Source organism: Bacillus sp. FSL K6-2944 (genome assembly GCF_038005385.1).
In the GTDB taxonomy this organism is placed as follows: domain Bacteria; phylum Bacillota; class Bacilli; order Bacillales; family Bacillaceae_G; genus Bacillus_A; species Bacillus_A cereus.
In genome coordinates, this window is the sequence record NZ_JBBOTE010000002.1 from 900,715 (window position 1) to 920,187 (window position 19,473).

The following is a 19,473-nucleotide window of genomic DNA, read 5'->3' on the forward strand; positions in this document are numbered from 1 at the left end:
TTGGAAATATCTAAGTTCTTTTTTTGTTTCAAATTTGTGAAAGACATATTGATTGAAATTAAATTTTTTATAATTTATTATATACCCGTACAGGTATAGGTTTTATATGTGTGATATATGAGGGAATTAAATAATAAATAGTATGGAGGTTTGACATATGTCTAGAAAAATTGTTGTAGTAGGCGGAGTTGCTGGCGGGGCATCAGTAGCTGCAAGGCTTCGTCGTTTAAGTGAGGAAGATGAAATTATTATGTTTGAACGCGGTGAATACATTTCGTTCGCAAACTGTGGATTGCCATATTATATTGGCGGTGTCATTACAGAAAGACAAAAGTTATTAGTACAAACTGTTGAAAGGATGTCAAAACGTTTTAATTTAGATATACGTGTATTGAGTGAAGTTGTAAAGATTAATAAAGAAGAGAAAACAATTACGATAAAGAATGTAACTACAGATGAAACATATAACGAGGAATATGATGTTTTGATTCTTTCACCAGGGGCGAAACCAATTGTTCCACCTATTCCGGGCATTGAAGAAGCGAAGGCGTTGTTTACGTTACGAAATGTACCTGATACAGATCGTATAAAAGCGTATATTGATGAGAAGAAACCACGTCATGTGACGGTTATTGGTGGAGGATTTATTGGAGTGGAAATGGTTGAGAATTTAAGAGAACGCGGGATTGAGGTTACTCTTGTAGAGATGGCAAATCAAGTGATGCCACCAATTGATTACGAAATGGCGGCATATGTACATGAGCATATGAAGGTGCACAATGTTGAGCTTGTTTTTGAAGATGGTGTAGATGCGTTAGAAGAGAATGGGACTGTTGTACGTTTAAAAAGTGGCTCAGTTATAAAAACAGATATGATTATTTTAGCAATTGGTGTACAACCAGAGAGTAGTTTAGCGAAAGATGCAGGATTAGCATTAGGAGTTAAAGGAACGATAAAGGTAAATAAGAAATTTCAAACATCTGACCCATATGTATATGCAATTGGTGATGCAATTGAAGTGAAAGATTTTGTTACAGAAACAGAAACGATGATTCCTTTAGCGTGGCCAGCTAATCGTCAAGGTCGCATGTTAGCAGATATTATTCATGGGCATACAGATTCTTTATATAAAGGTACGATGGGAACTTCTGTGGCTAAAGTTTTTGATTTAACAGTTGCTTCGACTGGAGTAAATGAGAAAATATTAAAACGATTAAATATACCCTATGAGGTAGTACATGTACAGGCAAATTCTCATGCGGGATACTATCCGAATGCTACGCCAGTGCTAATAAAATTAATCTTTAATAAAGAAAGCGGAAAAATTTACGGAGCACAGGCTTTAGGGCGTGATGGAGTAGATAAGCGTATCGATGTTATTGCAACGGCAATGAAGGCAAATTTAACTGTAATCGATTTACCAGATTTAGAATTATCATATGCCCCGCCGTATTCTTCTGCAAAAGATCCAGTAAACATGGTGGGGTATGCCGCAAGTAATATAGTAGATGGTTTTGTGGACACAGTGCAATGGCATGAAATAGATCACATTGTTGAAAATGGTGGGTACCTTATTGATGTTCGAGAGCCTAACGAACTAAAACAGGGAATGATTGAAGGCTCTATTAATATTCCGTTAGATGAATTACGTGATCGATTGGATGAAGTGCCAATGGAAAAAGAAATATATATCACTTGCCAACTTGGTATGAGAGGGTATGTTGCAGCGCGTATGTTAATGGAAAAAGGATATAAGGTAAAGAATGTAGATGGTGGTTTTAAATTGTATGGGACAGTATTGCCAGAACGTGTTGTATATTGATATTTTTCATCTTCTACTTCAAGATTTAGTGAAAGATGAAAACCTATAGATTAAGGTTTTAATTTTTGTTTCGCGAACATATAAGACAAAAATTAAAAATAGGGGTTTACAAAATACCCTATAGGGTATAATATATTGTCATAGGTTATAAATGGTGACATAATGGTAATGAGATAATATGAAGCGACCTCCTAGATTATCAAGTCAGGGATTTTAACCCATAATAATGAATGAAAACATTATGAATGGGGTTATACCCTATGATAATAGGAGGCCACTATGGAAAATATAATCTATATTGGGATGGATGTCCACAAGGAAAGTTTTAGCTTATGTGCACTACACGGAACAACTGGGGAAATTGTAAGAGAAGCACGATGTGCTTCAAATGTATCTCTCGTAAAAAAATTCGTTGAGAAACTGAAAACAAAATATGGTGAAGATATAAAAATTAAAGCTGGATATGAGGCTGGTTGTTTAGGGTATTCACTTCATAATCTTCTTGAACAAAATGGAATTGATTGTGATATTTTAGCTCCCACAACAATGTACAGTTCATCAAAAAATAAAATGGTTAAAAATGATAAATTCGATGCCAAAATGATTGCTCTTAATTTAGCAAATGGCACCTATAAAGAAGTATATGTTCCAGAAGAAGAGGATGTTGCCGTGAAAGAGTATATCCGCATGTTAGGTGATTTTAAAACATCTTTGAAAAAAATAAAACAACAGATAAAAGCATTCCTTTTAAGGCATGGCTATGTGTATGAAGGGAAATCAAGCTGGACAATCGCTTATATGAAATGGTTAAAGAATCTTGATCTACAAGGATTATTCAAAGAAACGTTAGGCGAATACCTATTACAGTATGATGTTCTAGTCGATAAAATTGAGCGGTTCAGTCTGAGATTAGAAGAATTATCTCATCGTGAAAGGTACGAAGAACCAATCGCAAATTTAAGATGCTTAAAAGGTATAGATACAACATCGGCAATGACTGTTCATGTGGAAATTGCAGACTTCACTCGTTTTCCCACGGCTAAAGCATTTATGGCTTATGTAGGATTGACACCAAGCGAAAGCTCAAGTGGAGAAAAAATCAGTCGACGTTCGATTACAAAACAAGGAAATTCGACCGTTAGGTCTACTCTTGTAGAATGTGCAAATGCGTTGGTAAAAGGAACAATCGGATTAAAATCGAAGCGAGTGAAAGCAAGACAAAAAGGGCAACGAAGCGAAGTGATTGCTTATGCGGATCAGGCTGTAGAAAGGTTACAAAGAAAATATTATCGCATGATATATCAAGGGAAACCTAGAAATGTTGCCGTTACAGCTATCGCAAGAGAACTGGGGTGTTTTATATGGGGATTAGAAACAGGTAAAATTCACCGAAAATAAAGAGGGAAGGATATGAAGTTGATTGATTCATTCATAGTTAGAAACCAAAGGTATCAATTGATGGCATAGATGAGCTTCAGAGATAGTGAATTACAGGTCTGGCTATCTATGACTCACCTCTTCTGGCATGGCTGAAATTCTGATAAACAAGCTATTTATTAGAATTTGAAAAGGTGTGATCCACGCAGTGAGATTATAAGAGCCTAACGACGAACCATTAACCTGAGGTAACCAATCCACGAATAACAGAGTGGTTAACTGTCGATAGATCTTATTTCTGAAGCTTTTGTATGCCATCAAGAAAAATATTATGGGTGAAAAACTATTGACAAAGGTCACTTCATAACAGGTGATTATAGAATGGAATATAATCAAGATATGAAAAATAGATTGAAACGTATTGAAGGTCAAGTTCGTGGTGTGCTTCGTATGATGGAAGAAGGAAAAGATTGCCGAGAAGTTATTACACAGTTAACAGCATCTCGTTCTGCACTTGATCGTACAATTGGACTCGTTGTTGGAACGAATTTAGAGCAGTGTTTGCGTGAACAGTTTGAAAGTGGTAATGGCTCAAATGAAGAGTTAATTAAAGAAGCTGTTCAATTACTTGTAAAAAGCCGATAATCTGTCAAACGTAAGTGTTGACAGATTTTCAAAAACGTTTTAATATACCCCTACAGGTATTTGTATATGAATTGTGGAGGAATCGATTATGAGTATAAAAGTGGATATGAGTTTAGATTGTAAAGGTTTGGCTTGTCCGATGCCTATTGTGAAAACGAAGAAGGCGATAGAAGGATTGGCACCAGGGCAAGTGATTGAAGTTAAGGCAACAGATAAAGGATCTACGGTAGATATAAAAAGTTGGGCGAGTAAAGTAGGACATCAATATATCGGGACGAAACACGAGGGTGATGTATTGGTGCATTATGTTAGGAAAGCAAACGAGCATGAAGTGAATGAAGTTGTGAAATATCCACATACAATTACGAATGCAGAATTACAGTCTATATTGTCTCATGGAGAAGAGAGCATTGTATTAGATGTTCGCGAAGCAGCGGAATTTGCTTTTGGCCATATTCCATCCGCCATTTCGGTGCCATTAGGTGAATTAGACAGTGCAGTATTAGATAAGATGAAGCAAATTTATGTTATTTGTCGAACTGGTAACCGTAGTGATGTAGCTTGCCACATGTTGAAAGAGAAAGGTTATGCAAATGTGAAAAATGTCATCCCAGGCATGTTAGAGTGGAAAGGGAATATAGAGAAGTAAATTTTTTTGAAAGAAAATATACCTATGGGGGTAATAAAATGAATGTTAAACCGTTACAAGCAAAAGATGTGGCAGAGAAAGTTTTATTCGGAGAGTTATTCATTTTAGATGTTCGTAATGAGACGGATTATGAAGATTGGAAAATTGAAGGGAAACAAGTTTCTTCTATTAATAAACCTTACTTTGACTTGTTAGATGGTGTAGATCATATTGTAAGTGAATTACCTAAAGATAAAGATGTTTTAGTAGTATGTGCAAAAGAAGGGTCTTCTATATTTGTGGCAGAGCAATTAACAGAGGCGGGATTACAAAATATTTATTATTTAGCTGGTGGCATGAAAGCTTGGAGTGAATATGTAAAGCCTATAAAAGTTGGAGATTTAAAAAATGGCGGAAGTATGTATCAGTTTAACCGCCTAGGAAAAGGCTGTTTATCTTATATGGTCGTTTCAAACGGTGAAGCAGCAGTTATTGATGCGGTAAGGACAGCCGAGGCATATGAAGAGTTTGCGAAAGAGCATGGCGTTACGATTAAGAATGTAATGGATACACATTTACATGCAGACCATATTTCTGGAGGACGTAAGTTAGCGGAAAAAGTAGGGGGTACGTATTGGTTACCGCCAAAAGATGCGGAGGAAGTCGTTTTCTCATACGAACCGCTCGTTGAAGGATCTGTTATTACGGTGGGGGGTACTAAAATTGAAATTGACGCGTTATACTCACCAGGGCATACGATTGGAAGTACGTCATTCATTGTAGATGATTCTTATTTATTATCAGGCGATATTTTATTTGTAGATTCAATTGGGCGTCCTGATCTTGCTGGTAAGGCTGAAGATTGGGTGAGTGATTTACGTAATACTTTGTATAGCCGATATAAAGAGCTATCTCAAAATTTAGTTGTGTTACCGGCTCATTATTCAAAAATAAGTGAAATGAACGAAAGTGGTATTGTTAGTGCAAAATTAAAAGATTTATTTGAGCATAATGCAGGATTAAATATTGAGGATGAGGGAGAGTTCCGTAAAGTTGTAACAGAAAACTTACCACCTCAGCCAAATGCATATGAAGAAATTCGTCAAACCAATATGGGTAAAATTCACCCAAGTGTGGATAAAGAGCGTGAAATGGAGATTGGTCCAAATCGTTGTGCAGTGCACGAATAATGAAATAAATAAAAAATGGAGGAATTGATGATGAATATAAAACAAGTGTTAGATGCGAAAGGTTTAGCATGTCCAATGCCGATTGTAAGAACAAAGAGAGCAATGGATACTTTGCAAACTGGAGAAGTGTTAGAAATACATGTAACGGATAAAGGGTCAGTTAAGGATATTCCAGCGTGGGCAAATAAATGTGGCCATGACATCGTAAAGCTTGAAGAAGAAGGCGATGTGCTGAAGTTTTGGATTAGGAAGGCGTAGTGAAGCAATAGTTTTGTAAATATAGAGAGGTTGGTTATATGAACACAATATTAAGTACGCTTTTCATTGTACTTGCTGCATGGTTTGTTATTTCACGATTTTTACCAGTGAAAGGTGTTCAAAATATAAATGGCAAAGAATTGAAAAGTATAGTGGGGAAAAAGGGGAAGTATTTTATTGATGTCCGTACAGTAGGTGAATATAGAGGGAATCATATGAAAGGCTTTCAAAATATCCCCCTAAATGATCTAGCAAGTAAGGCGAATCAATTAGATAAGAATAAGGAAGTAATCGTTATTTGCCAAAGTGGAATGAGAAGTAAGCAAGCAGCAAAGGTATTGAAAAAACTAGGGTTTCAGCAAGTAATAAACGTTTCAGGTGGTATGAATGGTTTGTGAGGAGGAAATTTAAAATGAAAGAAATGACTACAAAAGAATTAGAAGAAAAATTGTTGCGTAAAGAAGCGGTAAATATTGTGGATGTACGTGAAGTAGAAGAAGTAGCTGAAGGGAAAATTCCAGAAGCATGTAATATTCCACTAGGACTATTAGAGTTTCGTATGCATGAATTAAATAAAAATCAGGAATATATTATCGTTTGTCGTTCAGGCGGGAGAAGTGCAAGAGCTGTTCAATTTTTAGAAAGTTACGGTTTTCAAGTAATCAATGTGGTAGGTGGTATGTTAGCTTGGGAAGGAAAAGTAGAATAGGGAGAAACAATTTTTATAAATAAAAATACCCCTATAGGTAATTGGAGGGAGAACAATATGGAACAACAGAAGAAAACAACAATCGTTTTATTTAGCGGAGATTACGATAAAGCAATGGCTGCTTATATTATTGCAAATGGCGCAGCGGCGTATGATCAAGAGGTAACTATTTTTCATACTTTCTGGGGATTAAATGCTTTAAGGAAAGATGAATATGTGAATGTAAAGAAAACATTTATAGAAAAAGTATTTGGAAGAATGATGCCACGCGGTGCTGATAAGATGGGGTTATCCAAAATGAATTTTGCTGGTATGGGACCAAAGATGATTAAAGGCATTATGAAAAAACATAATGCAATGCCTTTGCCAGATTTAATTGATTTGGCAAAAGAACAGGGGATTAAACTTGTAGCTTGTCAAATGACAGTAGATTTATTAGGGTTAAAAGAGGAAGAGATTATGGAAGGCGTAGAGTTTGCAGGTGTAGGGGCATATTTAGCAGATGCTTCGGATGGGAATGTAAACTTATTCATTTAAATCACCTTCTTTTTAGAAGGCGGGGGATGTAAGATGAGCTTAGTCGTATTACTTTTTATAATTGGGTTTATAGGATCATTTATATCAGGAATGGTTGGGATTGGTGGCGCGATTATTAATTATCCGATGATCTTATACATTCCAGTATTGCTAGGATTTACTGGCTATACGTCACATGAAGTGAGCGGTATTACAGCGGTACAAGTATTCTTTGCAACTTTTGCAGGCGCGTGGGCATACCGGAAAAGTAATGACATGAATAAAACGTTAGTTATGTATATGGGAGCTAGTATATTAATAGGAAGTTTTATAGGAAGTTTTAGTGCAAATCTATTAGATGAACACGCTGTAAATGTTGTTTATACAGTATTGGCGACCATTGCAGCTATGATGATGTTTGTACCGAAGAAAAATAATAGTGGAGCAGTTAAGTATAATAAATGGTTAGCAAGTGTGTTAGCGTTTATTGTAGGAGGTGTTTCGGGCATTATTGGAGCTGGAGGTGCGTTTCTTTTAGTTCCTATTATGCTAGTTATTTTAAAATTACCATTGCGCATGACGATAGCGACATCTATCGCTATTACGTTTATTTCCTCAGTAGGGATTACGACTGGAAAAGTGATTACTGGACAAGTAGTTATCATTCCAGCTCTAATTATTGCGGTTGCAAGTATATTTGCTGCGCCACTTGGAGCGCGAGTCGGGAAGAGGATAAATCAAAAAGTACTACAATATATGTTATCGATTTTAATTGTCGGCACTGCTATTAAGATGTGGATTGATATGATATCGAAATAAAAGGATGGGCTGCTTGCAGCCCATCCTTTTATTTATGCCCAAATAACTTTCATTAAGTTTTTATATTCGTCATTCGCTAATTTATATAGCATTCTCGTATGTTCAAAGACAAGTGCTGGATTAAAGTTTGGTTCTGAGAATGCAAGAGATGTTGAAATATCAATTGCATTTTGCTTATTTAATGTGAATTTTGCAAAGCGATAAGATGTATTTAATTCATTGATGACATGTAAAATATCATTTGTTGATGTTGCATCAGGTACGTGAGCAACATTGAAGCAGTATATATCCACCGTAGGATGTTCGTTTTGGAAAGCAGCGATAAGTTGAATTTTTGCGCCAGCTTCAGTCTCTAATCCTACTGAAAAATGAACAGAGCCATCATTTTCATCTATATTTTCTTCCATGTATATATCGTTGGATTTTAAGTAGTCTTTAAAATCTGAGATGTTATGTTTTACTGCAGCTTTCATATGTATGAGCCCCCTGATAATTGGAATAGATTGCTACTATTTATTATAATTTAAAAATATTAAAAAAGATAGTTAGAAAGTTCTGATTTTTAATTCTGAAGAAATAAAAAGAAGCCGTACTCTACCTCCATAGAGTACGGCTTCTTTACTATTCATTGTCGTTAGACGATGTTTCTGTATCTTCACTGCTATTTTTGTTCTTATTTTTCACTTCATGGTTACTTGATTCGCGTTCACTTGAATTTTCAGACTTAGATTCTTTTGTCTTTTTCGAATCAGAGTCTGAGTCAAACTTTGTATATGCAGGTAGTCCAAGATGAGTACGAAGTTCATTTGTAACATTAGCTAATTCTTTTTTATCTGGATTGTAGTAGTAAGTTCGACCACCACCAGCAGATTTGCTACAAGTATCGTCACCTTTTGCCATATAGCAATCATCACCTTGGATTTGTAATTTCTCAATTTCCGAATCCGATCCATATTTATAGAATGAAAGCATATCATCAAATGTTAAGTTTGTAACGAATTGGCCGTTAATATCATCAATGATGTTGCCAACTTTTGTTACAGAACCAACACTAGTTAGTTTCTTTAAAATAGCCTCGATAACGAGTTGTTGACGTTGTCCACGCATTGCATCACTATCGATGTGTCTTGTTCTAGCAAGAGCAAGAGCTTCTTCGCCATTTAGCTTTTGAACACCTTTTTCTAGGTGAATAGCCTCAGCATTATCATTGCTATCTTGCTCAGTAAATTCAACTGGTACATCAACTTCAACACCGCCCAAGTCATCGACGATTTTTATAAATGATTTAAAGTTGAATTTTACAAAATAATCGACAGGAACATTCATTAATTTTTCAACTGCATCAATGCTTGCTTGTGGTCCACCATTTTTTCCGTTTTTAGCAGAACCGAATGCATGAGCGTGTGTAATTTTATCTTTTTTCTTTTCTATTGGAATATAAGTATATGTGTCACGTGGGATACTTAATAGTTTAACAGTTTTGCTATCTTTATTAAATGTTGCAAGTAAAAGCGCGTCTGTTCTTATAGCTTCACCATATTCTTTTCCACGGACATCGCTTTCATCAACACCCATTATTAAAACAGAGACATTGTTTGTAATAGGTTTTACAGCCTTATCACGTAAATCAGATTTATCACCGCGTGCTAAATCGTGTGCGGCATTTCGAACAGCAGAAGATGCTTTATTTACTAAAAACCAAGTATAACCGCCGCCTATTAATAAAACGAATAGTATAGCGCTTATAATAATTTTTATTTTTTTCTTATTTTTTTTCGGTTTATTGCGTGTATTTTCTTGCAAAGATGGGTTTTGCTCCATTTCCTGTACTCCTTCATTTGGATTGAAATACGACACTCATATCCACTTATTATAATGAAATTTAGCGAAAAAAAACATTACAAAACATTTACATTTCGTAAAAATTCAATATATTTATAAAAAGTCAGATTTTCTATATTATATTTTTGAGATGTAGAATAAGTATAAGTTGTTTTAGTAGAAATGAAAATATATATTGTGAGAAAGTGATAGAGAAGTAAGATTTGTTGAAATATAGCCAAGAAGAGATGAGTAAGCTTACTTATTTCTTCTATATAATAAAGAAGAATTTGACGGATAAAGGAGAGAGCATAATGAATCATACATCATTCCGAGCAATCGTTGTGAACGAAAAGGAAAATCATCAGTTTGTAAGAAAAGTTGTTGAGAGAGAAGTAAGTAGTTTACCTGAGGGAGACGTATTCATACAAGTTCATTATTCTTCATTAAATTATAAAGATGCTCTTTCAGCTACTGGTAATAAGGGTGTTACGAGAACATATCCTCATACGCCAGGAATTGATGCTGCAGGAGTGGTTGTGAGTAGTGAAGATGCTACCATTAAAGCAGGAGATCAAGTTATTGTAACGGGATATGACTTAGGTATGAATACCTCTGGTGGTTTCGGAGAATATATTCGCGTGCCATCATCTTGGGTCGTGCCTTTACCGGAAGGAATGTCATTAAAGGAAAGTATGATGTATGGGACAGCAGGTTTTACTGCGGCTTTGTCGGTATATAAGCTTATTGGAGCAGGAGTCAAGCCTAGTATGGGAGATGTTTTAGTAACGGGTGCTACAGGCGGCGTAGGGAGTGTAGCTGTTAGTATATTAAGTAAGCTAGGGTTTAACGTAGTAGGAGCGACAGGAAAAATGGAAGAGGAAGATATGCTACTACGTCTAGGAGCGAAAAAGGTGATTCATCGCGCGGAATTGAATGATGAATCAGGAAGACCGATGTTAAAAGGGATATACGCGGGAGTTATCGATACTGTAGGTGGACATATGCTAGAAACAGCTTTAAAAACAGTAAAGTATGGTGGTTGTGTAACGACATGCGGTAATGTGGCAGGCCAGGAACTACAAACAACGGTATATCCGTTTATTTTACGAGGTATAAGCCTTTTAGGGATAGATTCCGTGCAATGCCCAGTAGATGTGAGAAGAGATGTTTGGACGCTTTTAGCGAAAGAATGGGGAAATAAAGAGTTACTATCTTATACAGAAGAATGTACATTAGAAGAATTAGAGAAGAAGTTTGCACTTATATTGCAAGGAAAGTTAAAAGGAAGAACAGTTGTTAAAATATAATGAAAAAAGAGACGCTTAAGTTAGCGTCTCTTTCTTATTATAATGATTGTTTTAGATTGATTTTTCCTTGTTCACCTAAAACACCGTCAGCGATATTTACAGCGTGATCGCCAATGCGCTCTAAGTTACTTACCATATCGACGAAGATGATACTTGCATCACCTGAACAGCTGCGTTCGTTTAGACGTAATACGTGACGTTTACGAAGAACACGTTCCATTTGGTCGATTTTGCGTTCTTTGGCAATAACAGTTTGAGCTAGTTCAGTATCGAAGTTTGTTAAAGCTTCAACTGAGTCTTGCAGTGTTGAAATTGTTAACTCAAGCATTTCGTTTAATTCAGCTAATGCTTCATCTGATAGTGAAACACGGTTTGAAATTTGGAAATCTACAAGTTCTACAAGGTTTTCTACATGATCACCGACACGTTCAATATCTCCAACAACACCTGCTAAAACAGAATGTTTTTCAGAATCCGTAGGTGAAAGTGGCTTTTCTGATAGTAAAACTAAATACTCGGTAATTTTTTTATCTAAATTGTTAATAGCTCCTTCTAATTGAGTAGCCATGTTTGCGTGTTTTTTGTCTTGTGTATTTAAAAATTGATTTGCTTCTTTTAATCCATGTAATGAGAACTCAGCCATACGGATAATCTCTTTTTGAGCTTCAGTTAAAGCGATGGCTGGAGATTGTTCAATAAAGATTGGATTTAAATGTTGTGGTTTGAAGTCAATCGCTGCATCTTCACCACGAATAATTTTTGTTACGATCCATGCTAACACTGCAATGAACGGGAATTGAATGATTGTATTTGTTACGTTAAATGTTCCGTGTGCAAATGCAATAGTCATTTCTGGATTCAAGTTTAATGATGTTTGGAAATATTGAATTAAACTTGTAAATGGTATTAATAAAATTGTAAAGATAATTGTACCGATAATATTAAAGATAACGTGAACTAATGCTGCACGTCTTGCTGCAATTGAAGTACCGATTGCTGCTAATACAGCTGTAATTGTTGTACCGATGTTATCACCGAATAATACAGGAAGAGCTGCTTGTAAATCGATTGCACCTTGACCGAATAGTTCTTGTAAAATACCGATTGTTGCACTTGAACTTTGTACAATTAAAGTAAAGACTGTACCGACAACAATTCCTAAAATTGGATTATCACTCATGCTCACTGTTAATTCTTGGAATGATTCTAAAGAACGAAGAGGTTTCATACCTGCGCTCATTAATTCTAAACCGAAGAATAACATACCAAAACCGAATACAACTTGACCTACAGAATGTACTTTTTTATTTTTAAAGAAGAATAGTAAGATTGCTCCAACTGCCATAACTGGGAGAGCATATTCTCCGATTTTAATTCCGATAATAAATGCAGTAACTGTCGTACCGATGTTTGCACCCATAATAACACCGATTGCTTGTCTTAATGTCATAAATCCGGCACTTACAAGTCCGACTGTTAAAGCGGTTGTTCCTGAACTGGATTGGATTAATACAGTAACTAACATACCTGCTAGTACACCCATAAGTGGGTTTGTTGTAAAACGATCTAGAATATCGCGAAGACGATCTCCAGCTGCTTGTTGCAGTCCATCGCCCATGTATTTAATCCCGAATAAGAAAATACCTAATCCACCAATGAACTGGAAGATCATATCTTGAACATTATATTCCACGCATTCCACTCCTTAAATTTCATGTACGATGTAATTATTAACTGAACCTTGAGTCACTGTAAACGGTTTGCTAGTAAAATTTACACTAAATTTACAAAGGGAATAAAAGTTTACAATCCCTTAAAGAAACAACTGCATTTCATTGGTTTTTATCTTGTATAAATCTTAATTTTGTAAAGAAATCACACTTTTTAGAATAATGTTGTTCAGTCGAATATCAAGGAAAGCGTCTGCAAGTTCATCGTATATTTTTTGATGAACGTTAAAAAAATATGTAGGGAAATGCATGTAGTTTTAGAACAGCAAAATGAGGGAAAACAATTCTTTTAACATGATAAAAAAGCCACTGAATTATCCAGCAGCTTTTTCCGTGTTTTTATCGCCATGCTTTTGTTTTCTTATGCTTGTAATGTAAATGAAGAGAAAAGCAATAAGTAATAGAGAGGAGTAACGATATACAGTTGCATAGTTTGTAAAGTGAGCAATAAATCCAAAGATAATCGCTCCAGCGCCGATTCCAAGGTCAAATGCGGAGAAGAATGTAGCAGTTGCTACGCCGCGTCGATGCGGTGCTACGCGGTCAATCATCCATGCTTGTAGTGCAGGTTGGATCGCTCCAAAACCACTTCCGTAACATGCTGCAGCAATAATTAAGCTCGGAATTGTCGTCGTATACGACAATAAAATAATACCTGTAAACGTTATAATAACTCCCGGAATGATGACGAATGTATGGCCTTTCGCATCATATAGCTTTCCAGAGAATGGACGAGTCACAGCGATTGCTAGTGCGTTACATAAAAAGAAGAGACTAATATCAGCTATGCCGACTTCTGTAGCAAATAGTGTGATAAAACTTCCGATTCCTCCGTACATTAATGTAATACATAATATTAATAATGAAGGAAGTAAAGCTTTACGCTCAATAAATCCATCGAGAAAAGTACTAGATGATTGTTGTGGAGGCTGTTTCGTTTTTTGGATTTGAAGTAGTTTCGTTAATATTAATGAAACAATTGTGCACGATAATGCACATAAAAAAAGAATTGTGAAGTTATATGGTAACTACTCAGCTTCTTCAAATAAAAAAACAGGCCAAATACATGTTTCCGATTCGAAAACATGAAAAGAAAATACTCCAATCAGAGAAAGAATCTATGCCAAATAGAGAAATTCTCTTATGAAGTCGTGTTATTCCAAGGAACCGTTCTAGTTTCTATGACTTGGTTTATCGCTTGTAAGACCGATTGTTTTTGTTTTTTCATGGTACTCATAAAGCTTCGTATCTGACAAAAAGATTCTGCGCCTTTCTTACTTCGGAAAGTCCCAGACACTTTCTGTTTTACTTTCGTCATCCGAATATCCCGTTCTGCTTGATTGTTATCAAATGGAATGGCTGGATGTTCTAAAAACGCTAGAATTCTGTCAGAATACTTGACGAAGCGATTCCATAAATTTTGAGAAGGCGTCTGCTTTCCTTTCTTCTTTTGTTTCGTGGAAAGAATCTGTTGTTCTTTCAATATGGATTGATACATAATAAACAGATTCTTTTGCGTCGCTTTTGGCATGGTACCTTCGGATTGCTTTTTCATCGTCAACGCTTGCGTTAGAAATTTCTGCATCTGTTGTGCCCATTGTTCTCCAGTACTATCTATAATTCCTTGTAAATCTCGTAAGAGATGGGCATTACATAAAACGTGACGACAATCTGTATACGCATCATACGATTTCCAACCATCATGCATCGCAATTCCAGAAAAAGATGGCAAGATTTCTCCAGCATCCATTGCTTCTTTTCCACGTTTTTGATGAATATGTTGCAATGTCACCTCCGGTGTACTGGCAGTATGTAACCATTGTGTTTTGTTTTCTACACGCATACCAGTTTCATCAAAATGGACAACAGGAGACTGCAGAATCTTTTCCTTTACTTCTTTTATGAATGGCTGCAATTGAGAAGCGAAAGCCTGTGTATGATTTACCAGGGTTCCTTCGCTTATAGAATGTCCAAAACAATCCTGAAAGAATTCTTTTGTTCGCTTCAAAGAAATGCATTGATAATGCGTTAAATAGGGAATCAGTCTTTTTATATTTGGACCATATTGAACAGGACGAGATACTGTCGAAGGAAATTGGGCTTCTTGGATAGAATGGCAATGTGGGCATTCTTTCTGTTCTACTTTATGTTCTGTCACTTCGATCTGAATAGGTGGTAAGTCATACACTTGGCGAATGCGATACCCTTTTACAGGCTCGTGGTTCAAGGAAGTATGACAACAAGTACAATATGTAGGAGAATGTGTAATCGTATGATCTGGAGTCGCTGTCAAACCAAGAGTATGTCCCTTGTGGCCCAACTGGCCACCCGTTTGACGATGAGACGGTTTGCGCAAACTTTTTGTAACGGGCTTACCCAAACCATCTGTAGAAGGTGGCTTATGACTATTTTTGGAGTTTTTTTTTGAAGCATTTTCTAGTTCTTGTATACGTTTTTCTAACTTAGAAAATGTTTCTTCAAATAAAGAAATAACAGCTTCAGGTCCTTTTTTATATGTATCTAAAATAATTTTTCGATCGACCATAAGATTCACCTCCCCTGTTTGATATACTCAGTATTTACAAATGGGAGGCATATGAAACTAGTAAAATTTAAAAAAGACACCGAAAGGTGGCTGAGTAGTTACGTTATATGTTTGCATAAGCCATAGTCCGATAAGTGGACCGAGGGCCATTGCAAGTGTTCCAGAAAGACCAAAATATCCCATGCCTTCTCCGCGGCGAGCTGAGGGAATTAAATCAGAAACGACAGTTCCATATGTAGTCGTTGTAATACCGAAACCAGCTCCGTGCAAAATACGAACAGCAAGCAAGAGAAAAATAGTTGAGGCGAAAAGGTAACTGCCCATAGCGAGTAAACAGATAGCAGTACCGATCATTAAAATGATTTTTTTATTGAATTTTTGCAAGGCGTTCCCAGTTAGCGGTCTAACAAAAAGTGCCGCAACGGTAAACATGCCGACAACAAATCCGATATTTGAACTTGTGCCACCAATTTCTTTCACATAAACAGGTAAGGTTGGAATTAACATTTGAAACCCTAAAAACATACATAAGTTTGCAAAAATTAAAGCAACAAACTCTTTTGTCCATAACGGTTCTCGTTTTACGAGTATTGCTTCTCCCATATATTCATCCCCTATATAAAATTTTCTCTTTTCTTTCGAGTATATGTATTGGCCAATGCAACAGTCAAGGAAGGTGTCTTGAAAACGGATAACAATTTTTAAGGTGAAAAACTGACAAATTTGTGTAAAGGCTACACAACTATGAAAAAAAGATGTAAAGTATAGATGTATAGACTTGTAGGTGTTAAGAATGATAGAAATTGTTTTTTCTTTAAAGAAAGCGGATTCAAAGGAGTAGTGAACAAGAAGGGGATATATACTTTTTCACTACATATATTTGAAAAGGTTTACAATATGATGAAGAAAGAGGCGTGTACATATGAGACGATTAGGTATTTCTATTTATCCAGAACATTCAACAGTAGAGAAAGATAAGGAGTATTTAACATTAGCAAGTAAATATGGGTTTACACGTGTGTTCACATGTTTATTATCTGTGGATGGAGAAAAAGAGAAAATTATTGAAGAATTTAAAGAAACGATCTCACATGCGAATGCATTAGGGTTCCAAGTATTAGTGGATATTAGTCCATCTGTTTTTGAACAATTAGGTATTTCGTATAATGATTTATCATTCTTCCATGAATTGGGTGCGTACGGTATTCGTTTAGATGTTGGTTTTTCAGGATTAGAAGAATCAATTATGACTTATAATCCGTATGGTTTGAAAATTGAGATTAATATGAGCAATGGTACGAAGTATGTAGATAACATTATGAGTCATAGACCAAATCGTGAAAATTTAATTGGTTGTCATAATTTTTATCCGCATCGTTATTCAGGGTTATCATACGATCATTTCATTAAATGCTCGAAACAATTTAAAGATTACGGTATGAGAACGGCTGCTTTTATTTCATCATTTGATGCAACATATGGACCTTGGCCAGTAACAGAAGGGTTATGTACATTAGAGCAGCATCGTGAATTACCGATGACAACACAGGCGAAACATTTATTCGCGACGGAATTAATTGATGATGTTATTATTGCAAACGCATATGCGTCAGAAGAAGAATTACAAGCACTAGGTGCATTAAATAAAGAGAAACAAACATTTGATATAGAAATATATGATACAACGACAGAACTAGAAAGAATTATCGTATTAAACGAACCACATTTTTATCGCGGAGATGTATCTGAATATATGATTCGTTCTACACAAAGTCGTGTGAAATATAAAAAAGAAGAGTTTAAACCTCATAATACGCGTGAAATTAAGCGTGGGGATTTATTAATTGATAATGAACAATATGGTCAGTATAAAGGCGAATTACAAATTGCATTAAAAGATATGGTGAATACAGGAAAAACAAATGTAGTTGGTCGAATTGTAGAAGAAGAGATTTTCTTACTAGACTATTTACAAGCATGGGATAAATTCGGATTTACATTAAAGAAATAGAGAGAATATAAAGGGGAAAAACTACTGATTTCAGCAGCTTTTCCCCCTTTATATATAAAGAGCGAGAGGAAGAGCTATGACAAAGGTGCATCAGCGATTAATTTCTATTTTAGAGGAATTTTTAGAAGAGAAATCGATGTTAAATCGAGCTTTTTTAGCGGGCCGTTTACATGTATCGACGAAGACGATTCAAAAGGATATAAAATTATTAAATGATATATTGGAAGAAAATGGAGCGAAAATCGAATCGCAAAGAGGGACTGGGTACGAATTAGAAATTATACAAAAGAAGAAATTTGAAGACTTTTGTGTGAGTCTATTTCAAAAACAGACGGAAAAGATCCCAACTTCTTATGAAGAAAGAATAGCGTACATTCTGCAGCGTGTTTTAATGACAGAGGGATATGTGAAGCTTTCAGAATTAGCGGAAGAGATGTATGTGAGCAAATCAACGGTCAATTTAATTATGAAAGATGTTACAGATATATGTGGTCGCTATAAATTACAAATTGAGAAGAGACCGTATTATGGTATACGTATTGTTGGAGAGGAATTTAATATTCGTTCTTGTTTATCACAATATGGTTTACCGCGTTATGACCATACTCCGTTTCATGAGCAATTTGAGCAGACGGAGACATATTTATCGCTACCGCATATATCACTCATTCGTTCAATTATATTAAAGTATATTGAAGGCGGAACAATATATTTATCTGATATAGAAATTGATAATTTAGTCATTCATATTGCAATCGCATTAAAGCGTTGTCAAAGTCAACATTATATGAAAGGACTGCATGCGGAGCAATCAGAACTTATAATAAAGAAAGAATATACAATTGCGAAGCAGATTTTAGGAGATTTAGAGAAAGCGTTAAAATTTTCATTTCCAGAAGAAGAAGTATTATATGTGACGATGCATTTATTAAGTACTGCTGTTACAACGAGAAATCGCTATGAAAATATAGAAGAGCTATTAGGGAAAGATATATATGCATTTATGCAACATATTCTTTTTAAAGTAGCGGAAGAACGGAATCTTATTTTTTATTATGATGAAGAATTATTATTTGGATTTGGTATTCATTTAAAAACGTTATTAAATCGTTTGAAGTATAAGTTAAATACGAGAAATCCTCTTTTGGCAGAAGTGAAAAAGAATTATCCGTATGCTTTTGAAATTGCGGTTCTCGTTGGAGATATCATTGGTGAATATACGAGTGAATCGATCCCTGAAAGTGAAATTGGTTATATTGCAATTCACTTCGGTGGAGCTATGAGCCGTTTGCAGGAGCAAAATCAAAAGAAAAGATGCTTATTAGTTTGTGCGACTGGTCAAGGAAGTGCCCAACTATTAAAATATAAAATTTTATCACAGTTCCGAGATAAATTAGAGATTGTAGGTATTACAGGCTATTATCAATTGAAAGTAGAAGATCTTTATAAAGAAAAAATAGATTGTATTATTAGTACGATTCATATACCGAGTGGCTTGCCTGTTCCAGTTATAAAAGTGAATTCAATATTTGATGATAAAGAGATTAAATCGATTGGTCAGCGGTTGTTTACGCATGTGAATACTAGTGTGCAGCCTTATATTAAGGAAGATTTAATCTTTTTAAATTATAGTGCTTCTACGAAAGAGGATGTTATTCAGTTTTTATGTGAGAAAGCTGCTGAGAAACGCTATGTACCAGAAAACTTTTATGCTTCTGTTATGGAAAGAGAAAATACGTCTCCGACAGCGGTTGGGAATTCAGTTGCAATCCCGCATCCGATGCAGTTATTAAGTGAGGAAACTTTTTTGATGTTTTGCACACTTGAAAAGGCTGTTGATTGGGGAGATAAAAAAGTACAAGTAATTATTTTATTTAGTGTAAAGCGCAATAATAATGAAGATTTGCAAAGGCTTTATGATTTTTTATATGATATTATGTCTAGTCAAACTACGATAGAGAAACTTACTCAGACCGAGGTAATTGAAGATTTTCAAGAGATTTTATTATCATTTTGAAAAAGTATATAAAAACTTCCGTTACATAACGGAAGTTTTTTATGTTTAATTGTATACGTTTTCATAATAAGATGG

17 protein-coding genes and 2 pseudogenes are annotated in these 19,473 nt (G+C 35.4%); 13 read left to right on the plus strand and 6 right to left on the minus strand.

All coding sequences use genetic code 11. The features are described 5' to 3' along the window. The first annotated feature begins 157 nt into the window (after positions 1–157). From cdr to MHH55_RS25740, 10 genes are all read left to right on the plus strand, one after another. Positions 158–1,822 carry a CoA-disulfide reductase gene (gene cdr, locus MHH55_RS25695; RefSeq protein WP_078187585.1) on the plus strand — a complete coding sequence of 555 codons (1,665 nt, stop codon included), beginning with the start codon at positions 158–160 and terminating at the stop codon, positions 1,820–1,822. Positions 1,823–2,101: 279 nt separating this feature from the next. Then, positions 2,102–3,220 carry an IS110 family transposase gene (locus tag MHH55_RS25700; RefSeq protein WP_340880263.1) on the plus strand — a complete coding sequence of 373 codons (1,119 nt, stop codon included), beginning with the start codon at positions 2,102–2,104 and terminating at the stop codon, positions 3,218–3,220. Between the two features lie 360 nt (positions 3,221–3,580). Further along, complete coding sequence (locus tag MHH55_RS25705) at positions 3,581–3,844, plus strand: metal-sensitive transcriptional regulator (RefSeq protein WP_000456206.1); 264 nt, start codon at positions 3,581–3,583, stop codon at positions 3,842–3,844. 88 nt (positions 3,845–3,932) lie between these two features. Next, positions 3,933–4,493, plus strand: coding sequence for a sulfurtransferase TusA family protein (locus MHH55_RS25710; protein WP_000023951.1), 561 nt, complete (start codon positions 3,933–3,935; stop codon positions 4,491–4,493). A 38-nt stretch (positions 4,494–4,531) separates the two neighbouring features. Continuing rightward, the gene (locus MHH55_RS25715; protein WP_048655909.1) at positions 4,532–5,662 is read left to right on the plus strand and encodes an MBL fold metallo-hydrolase; all 1,131 of its coding nucleotides are present in this window, start codon (positions 4,532–4,534) and stop codon (positions 5,660–5,662) included. A 27-nt stretch (positions 5,663–5,689) separates the two neighbouring features. Further along, positions 5,690–5,920 carry a sulfurtransferase TusA family protein gene (locus MHH55_RS25720; RefSeq protein WP_002182462.1) on the plus strand — a complete coding sequence of 77 codons (231 nt, stop codon included), beginning with the start codon at positions 5,690–5,692 and terminating at the stop codon, positions 5,918–5,920. A gap of 38 nt (positions 5,921–5,958) precedes the next feature. Next, complete coding sequence (locus tag MHH55_RS25725; protein ID WP_001092318.1) at positions 5,959–6,318, plus strand: rhodanese-like domain-containing protein; 360 nt, start codon at positions 5,959–5,961, stop codon at positions 6,316–6,318. 14 nt (positions 6,319–6,332) lie between these two features. Further along, entirely contained in the window at positions 6,333–6,629 is a 297-nt protein-coding gene (locus MHH55_RS25730; RefSeq protein WP_000661810.1) for a rhodanese-like domain-containing protein, read from the plus strand. 57 nt (positions 6,630–6,686) lie between these two features. Beyond that, on the plus strand, positions 6,687–7,166 hold the full coding sequence (locus MHH55_RS25735; RefSeq protein WP_000437746.1) for a DsrE/DsrF/DrsH-like family protein: 480 nt from the start codon (positions 6,687–6,689) through the stop codon (positions 7,164–7,166). A gap of 33 nt (positions 7,167–7,199) precedes the next feature. Further along, positions 7,200–7,964 (plus strand): sulfite exporter TauE/SafE family protein, encoded by a 765-nt coding sequence (locus MHH55_RS25740; RefSeq protein ID WP_048655908.1) that lies wholly within the window; start codon positions 7,200–7,202, stop codon positions 7,962–7,964. Positions 7,965–7,996: 32 nt separating this feature from the next. Here MHH55_RS25740 and MHH55_RS25745 read toward each other — a convergent pair whose 3' ends face one another. Further along, on the minus strand, positions 7,997–8,437 hold the full coding sequence (locus MHH55_RS25745; RefSeq protein ID WP_000642362.1) for a hypothetical protein: 441 nt from the start codon (positions 8,435–8,437) through the stop codon (positions 7,997–7,999). A gap of 148 nt (positions 8,438–8,585) precedes the next feature. Next, positions 8,586–9,785 (minus strand): LCP family protein, encoded by a 1,200-nt coding sequence (locus MHH55_RS25750; RefSeq protein ID WP_048655907.1) that lies wholly within the window; start codon positions 9,783–9,785, stop codon positions 8,586–8,588. Positions 9,786–10,099: 314 nt separating this feature from the next. Between MHH55_RS25750 and MHH55_RS25755 the strand changes: the two genes are divergently transcribed. After that, a complete protein-coding gene (locus MHH55_RS25755; RefSeq protein ID WP_001016960.1) occupies positions 10,100–11,095 on the plus strand; it encodes a YhdH/YhfP family quinone oxidoreductase in 996 nt (331 codons plus the stop codon). 37 nt (positions 11,096–11,132) lie between these two features. Here MHH55_RS25755 and MHH55_RS25760 read toward each other — a convergent pair whose 3' ends face one another. The 4 genes and pseudogenes from MHH55_RS25760 to MHH55_RS25775 all read right to left on the minus strand — a co-directional run. Then, positions 11,133–12,788 (minus strand): Na/Pi cotransporter family protein, encoded by a 1,656-nt coding sequence (locus tag MHH55_RS25760; protein ID WP_000456278.1) that lies wholly within the window; start codon positions 12,786–12,788, stop codon positions 11,133–11,135. A gap of 351 nt (positions 12,789–13,139) precedes the next feature. After that, positions 13,140–13,847 (minus strand): annotated as a pseudogene (locus tag MHH55_RS25765) (MFS transporter); the annotation flags it as partial. A 119-nt stretch (positions 13,848–13,966) separates the two neighbouring features. Then, a complete protein-coding gene (gene tnpC / locus MHH55_RS25770) occupies positions 13,967–15,370 on the minus strand; it encodes an IS66 family transposase (protein ID WP_100910632.1) in 1,404 nt (467 codons plus the stop codon). Positions 15,371–15,466: 96 nt separating this feature from the next. Then, a pseudogene (locus MHH55_RS25775) lies at positions 15,467–15,973 on the minus strand (MFS transporter); the annotation flags it as partial. A 319-nt stretch (positions 15,974–16,292) separates the two neighbouring features. Between MHH55_RS25775 and MHH55_RS25780 the strand changes: the two are divergent. Next, entirely contained in the window at positions 16,293–17,381 is a 1,089-nt protein-coding gene (locus MHH55_RS25780; protein ID WP_001253349.1) for a DUF871 domain-containing protein, read from the plus strand. A gap of 76 nt (positions 17,382–17,457) precedes the next feature. Then, positions 17,458–19,398, plus strand: a complete 1,941-nt coding sequence (locus MHH55_RS25785) for a BglG family transcription antiterminator (RefSeq protein WP_048538587.1) — start codon at positions 17,458–17,460, stop codon at positions 19,396–19,398. Positions 19,399–19,473 lie beyond the last annotated feature (75 nt).